13 protein-coding genes and 2 pseudogenes are annotated in these 14,775 nt (G+C 37.0%); 2 read left to right on the top strand and 13 right to left on the bottom strand.

Annotation, left to right across the window (positions count from 1 at the left end; genetic code table 11):
- Positions 1-90 precede the first annotated feature (90 nt).
- The 10 genes and pseudogenes from cas4 to PUQ00_RS29025 all read right to left on the bottom strand — a co-directional run bounded on the left by cas4 (position 91) and on the right by PUQ00_RS29025 (position 10,194).
- Positions 91-684 (bottom strand): CRISPR-associated protein Cas4, encoded by a 594-nt coding sequence (cas4, locus tag PUQ00_RS29070; protein WP_300423098.1) that lies wholly within the window; start codon positions 682-684, stop codon positions 91-93.
- Positions 685-713: 29 nt separating this feature from the next.
- Positions 714-1,532: a CRISPR-associated endoribonuclease Cas6 gene (gene cas6 / locus PUQ00_RS29065; RefSeq protein WP_300423095.1), complete on the bottom strand. Its 819-nt coding sequence runs from the start codon at positions 1,530-1,532 to the stop codon at positions 714-716.
- Between the two features lie 218 nt (positions 1,533-1,750).
- Positions 1,751-2,458 carry a type I-D CRISPR-associated protein Cas5/Csc1 gene (gene cas5d, locus PUQ00_RS29060; protein WP_300423093.1) on the bottom strand — a complete coding sequence of 236 codons (708 nt, stop codon included), beginning with the start codon at positions 2,456-2,458 and terminating at the stop codon, positions 1,751-1,753.
- A gap of 5 nt (positions 2,459-2,463) precedes the next feature.
- On the bottom strand, positions 2,464-3,498 hold the full coding sequence (gene cas7d / locus PUQ00_RS29055) for a type I-D CRISPR-associated protein Cas7/Csc2 (RefSeq protein ID WP_300423090.1): 1,035 nt from the start codon (positions 3,496-3,498) through the stop codon (positions 2,464-2,466).
- 44 nt (positions 3,499-3,542) lie between these two features.
- A pseudogene (cas10d, locus tag PUQ00_RS29050) lies at positions 3,543-5,291 on the bottom strand (type I-D CRISPR-associated protein Cas10d/Csc3); the annotation flags it as partial.
- A 121-nt stretch (positions 5,292-5,412) separates the two neighbouring features.
- Positions 5,413-6,984, bottom strand: a complete 1,572-nt coding sequence (cas10d, locus tag PUQ00_RS29045) for a type I-D CRISPR-associated protein Cas10d/Csc3 (RefSeq protein WP_300423088.1) — start codon at positions 6,982-6,984, stop codon at positions 5,413-5,415.
- Entirely contained in the window at positions 6,984-7,364 is a 381-nt protein-coding gene (locus PUQ00_RS29040) for a DUF5615 family PIN-like protein (protein WP_300423086.1), read from the bottom strand. Before PUQ00_RS29040 ends, cas10d (PUQ00_RS29045) begins: the two co-directional genes overlap by 1 nt.
- On the bottom strand, positions 7,361-7,621 hold the full coding sequence (locus PUQ00_RS29035) for a DUF433 domain-containing protein (protein ID WP_292830313.1): 261 nt from the start codon (positions 7,619-7,621) through the stop codon (positions 7,361-7,363). The genes PUQ00_RS29040 and PUQ00_RS29035 overlap by 4 nt, the downstream gene beginning before the upstream one ends.
- A 92-nt stretch (positions 7,622-7,713) precedes the next feature.
- Positions 7,714-9,846: a type I-D CRISPR-associated helicase Cas3' gene (gene cas3, locus PUQ00_RS29030; RefSeq protein WP_300423084.1), complete on the bottom strand. Its 2,133-nt coding sequence runs from the start codon at positions 9,844-9,846 to the stop codon at positions 7,714-7,716.
- 96 nt (positions 9,847-9,942) lie between these two features.
- A complete protein-coding gene (locus PUQ00_RS29025; RefSeq protein WP_300423082.1) occupies positions 9,943-10,194 on the bottom strand; it encodes a DUF433 domain-containing protein in 252 nt (83 codons plus the stop codon).
- A 264-nt stretch (positions 10,195-10,458) separates the two neighbouring features.
- Between PUQ00_RS29025 and PUQ00_RS29020 the strand changes: the two genes are divergently transcribed.
- Both PUQ00_RS29020 and PUQ00_RS29015 read left to right on the top strand, forming a co-directional pair.
- Positions 10,459-11,322, top strand: coding sequence for a transcriptional regulator (locus PUQ00_RS29020; protein ID WP_300423079.1), 864 nt, complete (start codon positions 10,459-10,461; stop codon positions 11,320-11,322).
- 155 nt (positions 11,323-11,477) lie between these two features.
- Positions 11,478-11,786, top strand: a pseudogene (locus PUQ00_RS29015) (acetate kinase); the annotation flags it as partial.
- Between the two features lie 186 nt (positions 11,787-11,972).
- On the opposite strand, the gene PUQ00_RS29010 reads toward PUQ00_RS29015, so the two are convergent.
- From PUQ00_RS29010 to PUQ00_RS29000, 3 genes are all read right to left on the bottom strand, one after another.
- On the bottom strand, positions 11,973-12,944 hold the full coding sequence (locus PUQ00_RS29010) for a hypothetical protein (RefSeq protein ID WP_300423076.1): 972 nt from the start codon (positions 12,942-12,944) through the stop codon (positions 11,973-11,975).
- Positions 12,931-13,767: a hypothetical protein gene (locus tag PUQ00_RS29005; protein ID WP_300423075.1), complete on the bottom strand. Its 837-nt coding sequence runs from the start codon at positions 13,765-13,767 to the stop codon at positions 12,931-12,933. Before PUQ00_RS29005 ends, PUQ00_RS29010 begins: the two co-directional genes overlap by 14 nt.
- 102 nt (positions 13,768-13,869) lie before the next feature.
- Positions 13,870-14,376: a hypothetical protein gene (locus tag PUQ00_RS29000; protein WP_300423073.1), complete on the bottom strand. Its 507-nt coding sequence runs from the start codon at positions 14,374-14,376 to the stop codon at positions 13,870-13,872.
- Positions 14,377-14,775: the final 399 nt, after the last annotated feature.

Raw genomic sequence — 14,775 nt, 5'->3', positions numbered from 1 at the left:
GTCCGCGTTCGCGCAGCGTCTCGCAGAGAGCGTCTTGATTCTGACTCCTGAATTCTGACTTCTGAATTCTTCTTCAACAAAAACTTCTAATTAGCTACCTTCTTGATACCGCCCTACTTTTTCTACAGCTTGCGGTAGACAGTGAGAATATAAACTACATCCATCACACCGTTTGGTTTTGATAGCTTTGGGCATTGCACCTGTAAATAACAGTGTTTGCACAGCTTCAATAGTAGCGATCGCACTTTGACGCAATTGTTCTGAAATCTCGACTAGTTGGCGTTGGTGAGAGTGTGCATAGTAGATGTAACCATTACTGATGGATTTCCCTGTCATTTCTTCTAAACATAAGGCTTGAGCGCAAACTTGTAATTCATCGTTATCCCACTCGCCCTTACGTCCTCGTTTGTACTCTATTGGATAAAATTCACCGTTTTCTGATTCAATTAAATCTGATTTGCCTATGAGCTTATATTTTTCAGACTTCAGCCAAATTGCTCGTATTTGCCAAGTATCTTCACGTTGTCCTTCACCAACTGTATGAACTCGCTCATGTAAACTTGTACCTTCAATTGTGTATTGATTATCAGTAAATTCTCCTGCACAAAACATTCGACAGCAGCGATGTGAACAATAGCTATACTGATTTAAAGCAGCAATAGGAATATAATCACTCTCATTCATAGGTTTCAATTTAAATGTCAATGACATATTTACACACGGCGTACTATTCCCATACCCATTGTTGTTTTACGCCCCAATCCTGCATATAATGCGAAGTCAGCTAAAGCATTAATTTGCTTGATACTTGTTGATTCAATATCACCCAAAATTCGATAGCTTATTCCACCAACACAACCTATGAACTTACTTTCATAATTGCTGACAACTTCAGTGTTAATGTCAAAAGCACTTGGATAAATTGATTCAATGGGAATACTAGAAATTTGCATCCCACTATATTTGTTCCAACGACTAAGGAGACTATTGAAAACACATTCTTTGATAGGTAGAACAGTATCATATCCACCTTGACGGAATGATACAGGTGTAGCAAAGTTGAAATTGAGGGTGCGATCGCTATCACTAGCTTGCTCATACAATTGTGTATAGGTGCAAGCATTAGCCCAAGGTTGGGTTGATTGTGGTGTGCCTTGAATGCTAGTGATATACAAATCTGCCGAACCTAAATGCCAAGGATGATTGGGGTTTAAATTTAGCCACAATGGAGTTAATTTTTGAAATAAAGTGCCATCGAGTAAGGAAATACGCCACCAGATGGGAGTATCAGCCGGGATAAGTTTTTGATGGCTAAATTGCAAAGAGTGATGATGTTGTTTGTGTTGTCGCTGTATTTGTAGAGGAGAGAGAGTAAAGGCTTTATCTGTGTTGGAGGAGTGCAGATAGTCTCCCAAAGATTTATCGGCAAAACTGACAAGAGTCAGAAATAGTGCGTGCAGATGTCTCCCAGTTAAAAATTCGGGATAAATAGGAGATTGGGGAATCAGGTAAAGGACGAGGCTGTGAGGCATACTTTATTTACTTGGTGTAGACTAAGTATTGTTGGACTATTGGTACAAGAATTTAATTACTTATCCTGCAATCAAAACTTCATCATCTGGAAGACGTAGCTGTTTAAACTTCATTGCCATCGTTAAGATTCCTGATAATCCTGCTAAAAACTCATATTGTTTTTCACTATCATCGCTTTGGGAAAAAGAAAAAGCATAGTTGGGGTTTCAGGAATTAATTAACTCCGAAAACGATATTCCATCCGAACTGGAATTTTTAAGTTTTGAATGCCATCAAATTGATAGCATTGCCCTCGCATTTGGACATTCTGAATTAAGCTAACTGGAGGCATATTCACAACATCATAGCTAATCACTTGATTAGTGAACATTACATCTAACGGATTTAATGGATGTGTACAAGTGAATATACCTTCAGTAATTTTATATTTCGGTAATTGTTCAACCGTTACTTCAGCTTTACTCATCCATTTACCCAAGCGAATCCACTTTGATAGTTTGAGTTCTTTTTGGGAAATGACAAAAAACTCAAATTTACTTTCTGCTCCTATTTCCTTTGCTCTACCAAAACTAGGAATATTTTTCTGTGTTTTCTCCATTTCAACGTGGTAGTTATTATTAGCATACTTCCAGGTATTTAAGATGGAAGAATGAGTGAGCGATCGCGCCGGAGTTACGTAAATTTCTTGTTGATTCAATGGCGTTAAATGCTCCTCATATTTTGGCACTTGTTCTGGACAAAAGTAGCGATAGGAATGTTCTTCAGCAACGGTAGTAGAGTAGATTTGGCTATCAACTAAACCCAGTGCATAACAGAGAGCATAATTGTGAATTATTGCCTCTGTTTCATACAATCGCCCGATTTCACGAGTAGCAAAATAGAGGCTGTCATGTAGCTCTATTTGACAGCGATAAATTAACACCATCTTATTTACTCCGTTACAGCAGTAGCTTTCTTATTATTCTTGGTATCTTTCTTAGCGTCTTTCTTACCTGATTTAAGAACCCATGTTTGAGCATAAACAGATGATTCAGCATTTGCTTGACTCAACATTTCTTGCAATCGAGTTTCATCACTGGTGAGCGACTTCACTTCACTCAAAAGTTGTGTAAAGGATGTACCAATAAAATCAGTATGAGAAATGCACTCTTGAGACATTAGAGCGGTAATTGCTTGTGTAGCCGCTTCTAAAACCTCGTCTTCATTGAGCGGATCAGGAGGATTAATTTGCTTTGGAGTTGCATTGCTCATTACGTCATATATCTTTTGAGTCCAGAGAAGATTACTAACAATCTCACCATCAGCGAAAATGATTCCAACTAACTCATTACGCACTCTACCAGTGCGCGTAGTTTGCGCTCCATAATGACGTGTTCTGAGAATATTATTGAAAACGTAGAGAAATCCAGCTTCAGTGGCATCTTTCAGCGTGACAATACTGGGGAAAAAGACTTGAGGTAAGATATGATCTTGACTATTAATACGGCTGGTTACTTCCCCTTGACGGCTCATCGTCCCATTTTCCCAAGGTGCATTAAGGGTAAAGTTAAGGTGAGAATCATCAAATGGTGTGATGGAATAAGCTGTATCTACAACTACTTTCGACTTTTCAGAACCGGAATCACCAATAGCAAAACCGTAGAGAATACAATCAGGAGTAGTTTTGCTGAAATCGAAATTATAATCACATTTTTCAGCATCACCGATATTGTATTTACGTAGTAACTCTCTACCTGTTAAACGTTCTGGTGTAGACTGCTTGCGCTTAAACATTGCCAAGCGACTAATAGGTTCTTTGTTTTCAATTCCAGCACGTACTCTTGCTTTATTGAGTTCACCATCTGTCTGGAATAAAGGATAAGATTCTGTAACCCGAATAGTGATAAAATGAACATATTTCCCCATTGGTTTAGCAGGAATTGCTTCATGGAAAAATTTAGAATCGAGTGTTTTCAAGAATTTCATAATTTGATAGCTCCGATTTAGTTATTTGAAAAAAAAAGAATAAATTAGATTGATGCTTCGAGTTCTAATTCAGGAATATCATCAGGTTCATCTTTTGGACGTGCCTTACGTTCCTCATCATCTGCTAGGCGATAAAGGTATTCACAGGTATCTCTAATTAAATTGAGTTGAGTACCTGCTAAACGTGCGCGATCGCTTTTAAAACTTTCCTCAAAAATATCTTTCACAAAATACTTAGAAAACTCATAAACTGCTTGACGTTCTTCTTCGGAAGTTAAAGCAGCTTTCCACTTACCATCAACTAAAATTAATGTTGGTTTTCCTTCAGCCGCTTTCCGTCGTACATTGTTCATCAGCTTGGCTAGACGAGCCGCTACCACATCTATTAATGATTCAGTGTCACTAGCCATAGATTTATCAATTTTCAAAATTACATCAGCAGCCTCATCAATTGGTTTGAGAATTGCATTAGCTTTGGCATATTGACTTTTAGAACGATAAAAACGACGGTAGAGTTCTGTTAACTTACGCAGTTGATTCACGGCTTTTCCTTCTGGTTCAAAATAGTGATAAAAATCCAAGTATAGGCGAACTTTTGCCATAGGTACAGAATCAATTTTGTCTTGCTTTCGCAACCATTTATTAAGGTAATGAAAAACGTAAAGAGGACTGGTTTCTAAATCCCGTGCTAAATCTGCTAATTTTCCCCAATCTGGATCGCCATCTTTTTTGCGGTTAACTTCTAAGTGAATGGAGTAAGCAGCAGTGAGAGCATTGAGGGGGGAAAATTTACGTTTTTCTGAACTACGAGGTAGAATGCTATCTAAACGATAGTTATCTTTACTAATCAAAGAACGAATTGCTTGATGTTCTCCATCAATTAAAACTGTTTGTTCAAAGTCAGCGCTACTAATGAAAGGTGGTACAGGTGACTCTGATGCAACGACTTTCACATCGAGAATAAGCGGTAATGCTAATGCTAGCCAAGCTGGTATTACCCAAGATTCTGTATCTGTAGCTTCTCTTCCAGGTGGTAAACCTAAAAAGAAAAATGTCAGCGTTTCATGTTCTGGAAAGCTAATTTTGAAAGTGCGGTCATCTTCTGGTTTTAGATTTTCTTTAATCAAGAGAGAATCAACTTTTTGGTAATCTTCAATTTGAAACTTTGCAACTTGATTTTCTGTAATAAAGTGCTTACGCATTTCAGCATCAAACCGAGTTCGAGAAAATTGATTGTAAGCTAGTTGCAAAAACTTATTTGTTTCTGGGGTAAAAAAGTAAGTTGGGTAAAGGTAGAGATAGCGATATTTTCGTCCTTCAAAATCTGCTCCTACAGCATTTGTTTGATTCATCAAAATTTGTCTCAACATGATTTCAATTGACCAAATTGAGCAAATTTGCCGTTTAGCAGCTTGAGCATTAAATAAAATCTGACGATTACTGTAAACTTGAGGCGCGAATAAAGTCGCTGATTCCATTTGTTCAGTCACAGTATACGAGGAACTAGAAATTGCACAAACATTTTCTCGTCCTCTACCTGTAATTTTGGCGGCATTATAGCGTTTTAGTTCAACTAAAAATGAGTCTGCCCCTGGTTCTATAACTGCGCCTGTTGGTAATGAAATAACTCGGTTGACATAAGTTTTTAAATCATCCCAGCCATCAGGCACATCCTGAAACTCTGCTAAAATTGGTCTAATAAAAACAGCAGCATGATTTACCATCCCTTTCATTACTTCCAGGATTTGAGCAAAATCTAATCCTGAATGATTGCGAAAGTATTGTGATGCTATAGGACTCCTATTTGATTTTTGAACAAATTAAGTACTAATCGAAAAGGCTTATTCCCTACTCCCCACTCCCTATTTCCTACTCCCAGCCTACGCAAGTCAGTTCAATAATCAAAGCGGATTACTATAGATAATACCAATCAAGAGGTACACCACCTGTTTTTTTCAGAGATTGAATTTGTCTGATAGCTGGAATCTCTGCTGATAATTCTAAATATTCAGCTAGCTTTTGTGTCAAATCTAAATCAGGAATAGTTCTCCTCTCATTTTTTGGCTGTTGTTTCTGCCAATCATTAACTTTTTCGCACCAACTACCCCAAATTCCTCGACATAGAGTATCACCAAACTCTGCTAATCTATCAATACGAACTTCATTAGCAAATTGCAAATTTAAATGTGCTGCTAATTCGCCTTGTGTTTGGTAACTCTGTAAACTTTCGCCTCGCTTACCAGCAGAAGCAGTTTTTGAGTCAGGAAGTAGTCGAGAAGCAGCATTAATGCTAACTTCCATTAATTCAACTACATCAAAAAATAACCAATAATAATCTGCAAACTTAAAACCTTTACCATCACGATTAAAGCCTGTTTGTCTTTCTTTTAGCTTCTCTGAACACAGGTGCTTAATTTTGGCAATAACTTGTTCAGAAATCTTATCAGTTGTAATCGGAGGAGCATCAACGGTAGCTAAATAGACAACACCATCAGGTAAATACAGCAATGGTGTATAAAACTCTTCAGGATGTGCTGCTATTAAAGCGTTATTGAAAATATTTGTGAGAATACCGCGATTCTCTGAAAGAGAGTGATAAGTAAGTTTTAACTGATGATTACTTAATCTTGTAAGTAATGTCTGTAAGCCTCCAGATTCTACATCTCGCGGATGTTTGACCACGGAAGCAAATAAATCAGATAATCTAATTAAGTCAATTAAAACTTGTCTAATTCTACTATCCAGTCTTTCATCATCTAAAGGTTTTAACCCACGGGTAGTTAAACCGAAATCAGAATCATTTTTAACGCCTGCATTACTACTAATCTCAATGATGTCATCAATAAGTTCTTTCCATTTGTCACCAAGTAAGTGATATAAACCAAAATCTAAAATCTTTTTGACAATGTATTCACGCCCAAGGTTAGGAGCATATTCTTTTTTTGGTGGATCTTCTTCCCAGTTGTGATTGATAAAATTTTGTTCTAACCAATCTGGATAGTCAGGGAATTTTTCATAGTCATGCAACAGGTAAGAAACAATAAATACAGAGGTTTGCAAGTCTTCACAACTACGTTTAACTGGGTTTGTACCTATTTCTTCTGCTTGTAATCTTTTGAAAATACGATAGCTGGGAAATAGACCGTTAAGTAAATGAGCAAGTATAGATTGGTCGCCTGCATTGCGTCTATCTACTGGTTTTTTACCTGCTGCTACTCTTTTAGCATTAATGATTTCTATTGTAACTTCAAAGAATTTACCACCTTTAGCGGTTGATCCTGCTAGCTGTTGAATTAAATTAGGTAAGACATAATCCGCAAACTTTTCTAAAATGCGATCGCCGGCATTTCCTTTTGTCTTTTTTACAGCTTCTTTAAATAACCGAATTGTGAGAAGTTCGCGTTTGACAGGCGATTCATCATCTTCATCCTTTCCTGAATCAAAATCTGGTACTTCTTCCGGTAAATCATCATCAAATTCGTTCATTAATTTGCTTCCTCGCTTTCAATAGCTTGAGATTCGAGTATTTTTCCTTGTTGAATAATCCATAATTTACCTATCACATCGGCGGATTCTAGCCCAGTGATTAATATTTCAATAGCTTCACGCCAATCAGCAAATGTGTAGCCAGAGGGTAGACGAATAATTACAATTCCTGAATAGTTAGAGGGATTATATTTCAGACGATTTCCAAAGCCGCGATCGCAAGTGACTAAACATCTACCCTCACGGCGACAAACATCAATAACTTCGGGATCTGGTGCAGAAGTTAAGCCTTGTCCTGGTACTGTTGCAACATCGTGTCCTGCTAATTGCAATAAAGTTACAACACGCAAGTCGATATTTTCATCTAGCTTTAATTTCACGCACTTGCTTCCTTTTTTTTTGTCAAAGGAAGTTCCACAAAAACATCCCGCGCCATCTCTGCACCGTAGGCAATGCAAGCTAGTACATCTTCTCTTTCTATGCTTGGATAAGCTTCAAGAACTTCTTCAATTGTTGTACCACCAGCTAAATAATCCAAAATTAGAGAAACCCAAATACGGTGTCCGCGAATGCACGGTTTACCAAAACAAATATTCGGATCGATGGAAATACGAGAAAGCAGATTATCTTTAGTCATTGGTAGTTCTCCAGATTTCGCGTAATTTATCTAAACATTCATCTTTCATCTCCTTTAGCTTATATTGGCGGCTGTAAACGTTTATAGCAACTTCAGCATATCCATCCTTCATTGTCCTTTGGCTTCCAATGCCAAGTTAAGGTTTCCAACAACAGCGCATCTTGTCCAAAAGTAATGGTGTAGCGGGGATGTCTATCTTCTGGCTCGTTAGTAAGGGGGTAAGCTTGAAAGTGCATAGGTAATCCGAGAGTGGCGCCTAAAAAGTTGTGATCGCGGTCTGAAATGAAGCACACTAGTTTACGTCTACTCACAGCATCACTAATTTGGTTGATACCGTAGCCGTGTCGTTGCGAAATCTCTAAACCTTGTAGTTCGTGTTGTTTATCTGGTAGAACTTGCACCTTACCAGATTTAGCTAATTCTCTCAGATTCCCTGGATAATAGAAGTGCCAATCTTCTCGCACATCCCGATAGCCTTTGAACTTTAGATAACACAAAGCTTTATCAAAGCGAGTAGTGATTACTCCAGCTTTCTCGGCTTTTTCCATAAAGCTATTTTTATCCCATAACTCGAAAATAAAGTTATTGAGAATGCCAGGAAGATTATACATTTTAAATCTTTCTGCTTCTGGCTCATCTGGATTAGTTAAGTCATAAATTGCACAATCTAACTGGCTACTTCCCCGAAAACTCCTAGCCTCTTCGATAATTTTGTCTTTCTTTTCACCCTTACACCGATAATATTGAGCTTTCATGTGTTCAAGTTTGATTCCTAAAGCTCTTTGAATGCTAGTACCAAACTTATTATCAATATTTGGATACTTCTCTTTCATGTGAGCATTATTTTTCAAAATGGAATATATATAAAATGACTGTATTCCACCCCATCGTTGAGGATATCGCTCAAACTGATTTTTAAATGTCCAAAATTCATTAATGGCATTGTTAAAATTAACGCGATCGTAAGTTTCACCATCTTGTAAAGGATGAGATTTATCTGCAAATAGTCTTGCGACAAGAAAGTTAGGTATTAAAGCGTAAGCTTGATAAGTTTCAAACCCTTTATGTCTGCCAAGTCTACCAAATCGTTGAATAAAATTTCCTGCATCAGCAGCTTCAAAAACTAAGAAATTAATCCGAAAGTCTACACCAACATCAATTGTAGACGTACCCAAAAGTAAATCTGCTTCGGCAACTGATTGAGATTTTTCAGTTTCTCCTGTTAAACCAGTATTTTCTCTAACCTTCCATCGTGGTTCAAAGATAGCCTTTAACTTGGGTATTAGCTTTTTAGCTGCTGCAATTGAATTGAGAATAATTGCACCTTTGCTATTAGGATAGTCATGAAAAAACTTTAAAATCGCCGTTTCAGCATTTTCTTCTATCCACTTGTAGCTAGAACTAAGATTAGGCTCTATTCCTTGAGGGAAGGATAATTTAATAGGTTGACTAATCTGCCGCCAGGCATGATTTGAGGCATCTAAGGAAAATTTATAAGCTCCAACAGCAACCGGATCGATAATCTTCGGTTCTATTCCAGCTTTTTGAAAAGAACTCTTTAGGAATTCGTTAGGTGTAGCAGAAAGAAAGAGGAACTTTTTATGATAACTACCAGTATGTTTAATCAATAGTATAGTATTGATGACGCTGGCTACTTGTGGAGATGAGAAAACATGAAATTCATCGTATATAAATAATTTGTACTTTTCATCTATACGTCTAAATAATCTGTCAGGATTATCTATTTTTCCAATCAAGTAGTAAAAATTATGAATGTAATGCAAAATATCAGGGTTCGTCAACAGAATTTCAGAATTAGTAGAAAAATATTCTATCCCATCTCGTTTGGAAGACAGCTTACCAGTAGCTATATATTTCTCCAAAATAGGCGCAGTTAAGCGATTAATTTGCGGATCTTTCTGAGGTTTAAAAATATCTTTGTATCCTTGAACCTGTTTTTCTTGATCTCTTGCTAACTCGTTTGTTGGATACATTGCTAAAGTAGATGTACGACTTGTCATAGCCTGTAAATAAGCAGCCAAGCTTTTACCATCTCCAGTCATTGCAGTGTTGAAAATTACATCAATACTTGGATCGCGTAATGCCTTTAGAGTTTCCACTTGATGCCAAGATAGTGACCAACCATTAGGTAATTTCACGCCATCAGGTGTAGGGATAGTTTTAGAATAAACAGGTTTGAGGCTAATACTGTAATTTTCAGACATATCCTTGAAATTCCTATGTAAATGCTTGCTTTATCGGAACTTTTATGCAAAAAGAATGACAGGCTTAGTCTCCCCAAGTGGTCACTAGTAGTATTTTCACCTTGGGTACTCTATCAATAAAGGTTCAACTCGTTCATGACCAACTAACCTTTGTGCATAGATTAAACAGGCTTGTACATCTTCCCGTTCTAACCAGGGATAAGCTTCTAGCAAAGTTTCAATAGTATCTCCTACTGCTAACATTCCTAAAATATGTTCAACAGCTAGACGACGACCTCGAATTATCGGTTTACCACCAAAGATTTGGGGGTTAAATGTAATTTTTTCTAGTAATATTTGTTCGTTCATAGTTTATACGATGACCTCTAATACAAGGTTTACTGAAATAAATATTGGAGTCAAGGGAAATTCTGGACAGCAAATAATCATCGGTCATGGTCGTTGACCTCACTACTGCTTTTTCAGGAAATGGGAGTAGTACTAACTACCCCCGATAGGTGAGAAATACGAGTAACATTGTGTTTTTTGGTATTGAAATTATTGATTAACTTGGTATACATATAAAATAACTTTAAATACCATTCATGTCAATAGTGTAATTACAATTAAACAATGCCGAGAAAAAAAGAAACGATTACACTCTCAATTCCGCCAGGAACTAAGGAACAACTAGAAGCGATCGCTCGCCGTCTCAATATCACTTGGGGCAAAGAACCTAGTATATCGGGCTTAATAGTGGCGATCGCCCAACAATCTCTAGAGGTCGGAAAGCCCTTCATACTTGACTCAAACCAAGTTAATGCCTTACAGCAAGCAATAAAAGCCCTGAGTGATGCAGGTCAGATAGGGGAAGCTCAAACTATACTTACACTTTTGTTAGAGCGAGGAAATTTGGATGCAGCAATCCGCCAATCTTTACTCAAGCAAGCAAGTAAACTCGTACAAGCATGGCGAAGTCAAATAGATGAATATAGGCAAAATAAACAGCCTTTTTACCTGCTTTATGAAAATTCTCAAGGGCAAGAACTACAGTACACGGTACGTTATGCAGAACCACGCTTCTTTGATAAACGCTTTTATTTAATGATTTGGTGTGAAGAGACAGAGGATGTAGAAAATTTGATTCCTGATTTGCCAGAACTTTGGCACAACCGCAATTTAATCTTTGATAAAATCTGCTCAATTGTTCCTGCAAGCGGCGAATGGCGAGAAGGATTAGACTATTTAAAAGTGTACTTACACTTTCGAGGTTGGATGGTAAAGTCTTATCAACGTAGGCAAGATGACTTAGAAGACGAAATGATTGGGGATGTGCGTCAAGTGGTGCGGCAGGTTGTCAACGAGTTTTGGCTGATTCGAGAAGTTGCACGTTACTGGGAAGATTGCGTGATTGTATCACCTACGAGTCTGCGCGATCGCCTAAAAGAAAAACTCTTTACCTTATGCCAGTTGTATGATGTCAATACTAAGAGTTAAATATTATGAGGAGTCAGCAACCCCGCACGCTCTGTGACCGGGCTTCCAGCCCTACCGCTATTTTCTGATGAGCCTGTATATTATACCCATAGGCTAGAAGCATGGGGCTAGATTTAGTGAGATGATCGCAGGAGGTGATGTTCTTATATTGTCAGATGAAAATATTGGTGCTGAATGCCGGATCGAGCAGCCAGAAGAGTTGTCTGTATGAGATTGCAGATGAGGCTCTCCCCACCCAAGCACCCCAACCCATTTGGTTCGGGAAAATCAATTGGACTCAAAATCGGGGTGTAGCAGAAATTGAGGTGAAAACCGCTACGGGTGCAACACTGCAAGAATCAATCTCTGGTGATTCCCCACAGGCACACCTCACCTATATGCTCAATACACTTAATCATGATGCTACTAAGGTAATTGATCAGTTGTCAGAAATCGATGTGGTAGGGCATCGGATAGTACATGGTTGAAACCTTAATTTTTCGTTGAAGTTGACCCAAGTCAGAACGGTAAAATTATACCTTCCAGGACTTTTAAAACATCCTCTTAGGCTGCGCCAACGATGCCGCCCTTCTCTTCTTAGGATGCGCCAACGACGCCGCTCAGGACAAGCTCAGGGCAAGCTCAGTACAAGTGTGTCTCATACCCGATTTTTAAGCTAGTAACCAACGCATAAAACCTTTACCAACTTGCCCCAGTATAAAACTAAAAACCCATTGTAATGGAAGCCCAAGTAATGACAAAAACAAGAAATCAGTGGGAGCAAGAAAAATACTAGAAGTTAGACTAGAAGTTAGATAAGTAGTGAGACAAGTTAGTCCCCACGCCAACCAATTTCGATATTGAGGGCTGATATAAGTCCATCTCGGGAGTTGATTAACAAGCCAATAGCGAACAGTAGCAAATACAAAAGATATTATTAGCCCAGCAAATATTGATAATGAAACTGTTAGTGATTGTAGTAAAGATAATTTCCAAGTTAAAAAAGCACCAGGGAAAAGCGAGGCTAACTCCCAAGCTAATAGATTTAATTTAGTCCGAAGATAGTTTAGTATTTGTTTAATCAACCAATAATGCACATAAACAATATTTAAACACTCAGGATTTTGGATAAAATCACTTCTTATTTTGTGAATTATGTCGCCATAAAATAAGATATTACTTTGTAAAACAATATCTTGTTCTTTCCCAAAATATGGAGCTGATGTATACTCTCTATAATGAGAATTAAAAGTAAGTCCATACTGCAACATCGGTTTATTTTGTAATGATTTCCTCCACAATAACTTAATAAAATTTACTATAAAAGTATTGTCAAAAATTTTAAAGTTTTTTTTATTAATTACTAATTTATTGTATTGCACAGTATTATTACTAAAGCAAATGTTATTACTAAAGCAGTTGTAGTACCAAAGATAAGCTAGTAATTTTGGCGGAATGTACAGAGAGCAACTTATTTTTCGCGCTTGCTCAATTTGTTTTAAAACTGCGTTATTTAGATAAAAAGTATACTGTCCTGGCTCAACCTTAATTTCAAGTTCAATAGGAGTGCCTTGAGGAATTTGCACAAAGAAAGAGAGGTGAACATCAGCTTGATCATCTGTGTATGTTTTATAAGCGTTCATTTCGGGATAATTTGGCGAAATTTTGTACAATACTAATCAGAAAATCTAGTGTTCCACGCCACTGTTTTTCTCCAGCAACTATCCCTTCATTATGTATTTTTAGGATTAAATCTCTATCACCTTCAGGTAATTCAAATAGCTTTTTATGGTAACGGCTGATAATATCTCCATCTAACTGCATAACAGTTTGAGCATAAATAACATCAATATTTACGCTTGTAATGTTACCACCATCAAGTGCAGCTCTAAGTTCAGCCATTTTTCGCAGAGTCCGAATAAATTTATCATTATTCAAAAGTTCTTCAATCTCTTGCCACCTTCGTCGCAAATTTTTTTGATTATTATCTTCTTCATCTGCAATAGGAGTTGGAGAAGGCAATATTGGTCGAGCTAGCTTGATGTATACCGGATCATCTTCAATAATATTTGATTTATGTTCCACCTTATATTTAAGACGGTCCTGATATTGTGTTATCCTGGAGTCTTCACTATTCTCAGTACTTTGTTCAAGGAGAATGTAAAAATATTCTCTTTCTAATTGTGAAAATAGACTTGTATAACTGTCGCGTAGCTCTTGAGCTTGAGTTTTTTCTGGTTCTGTTAACTTCTTTGGATTTGGAATTCCTTTGACATCAAAGTAGTCTTTGTCATTTATTGAATAAATCTCTTGATATGCTTGCCAAGCATTAAACTTTGCGCCAGTAATTTGCTCCACAACCATCGTATTTACTTCTAAAGCTGTAATATCATCGACTAATCCATGTACCGATGAGACTAGTTTCTGTAGCAAATCTGTAGCTTGTTCTTTAATTTTGTTCGACATAGTAATAATTTCCTTAATTTCTCTAAAGCAAATTAACCTATAGGTTTAGATAGGTTACTATGCTGTAAGTATTTCAGTGTGACTATTAATAAATAACGACTACTATGGACGGGATGGCGATTGTTGTAAAGTTTTGCGAGATTTGATAATTTCTATAAAAAATCCATACAACTTCTGCAAACTTTCTATATTTTTTTGCATAATCTCCCGACTTTCTTTGATTTGACTTAAATGAAACTCGCGAAGTTCTGTATATGGGCCACTACCAACAAATTGACTACCAACTTCATTGTTTATATCACCATCAATTAGATTTATAGTGGTATACATGCGATTACCTGGTTTAGCAATTTGTTGCCCTTGAAGTTCTTCCAACTGAGTAGAGGAGTCTGGAACCCAAGTGGTGATTTCTAACTCAACAACTTCAACTATTGCTGTTTTAATAGCATCAATAACTTCATCAATATTAAACCCTTCACGCTTAGTATTCAGGTTGTTAACTTTTTTTTTAAATTCACTACTTGGCTTGCTAATTTGACTATTATTTTCCCCAATTCCGCTAGCTTGACCATTGCTTTCTGTGTTTTCGTTAACAGTATTATTCACCATGACATTTTGGAGATTATATTGTCTAAACAAAATACAATTATAGGTTCTGTAAAAACTTTCAACACTTTTACTTAATAAAAGTAACTGAAGTCAAAAAAACTTAATAATTTCAGAAGTTTTTTATAAATAAAAGTAAAGTTCTGATTTATCAAAGCCAAATTTATCTTAGACATAAGGATAAAACAATTTTAGAGCCAGTGCCTTGCAATGAGTCCAGCACTGCGGTAGAGGTTCCTTGCGTTGTCCTAACTGGCGTGATTCTAAAAGAATTATTTAATTAGCTTTTGGGTGCTTTGTTATACTCAATATAAATTAGCTCATAATTGTATGCAAGTAAACCTAAAAGACATCTCCGAAAAAGAATGTAGAGACGCGAAATTTCGCGTCTCTACAAGGGTT

It is taken from the genome of Nostoc sp. S13 (genome assembly GCF_029379315.1).
Taxonomy (GTDB): Bacteria; Cyanobacteriota; Cyanobacteriia; order Cyanobacteriales; family Nostocaceae; genus Nostoc.
This window is presented reverse-complemented; position numbering and strand designations above follow the sequence as displayed.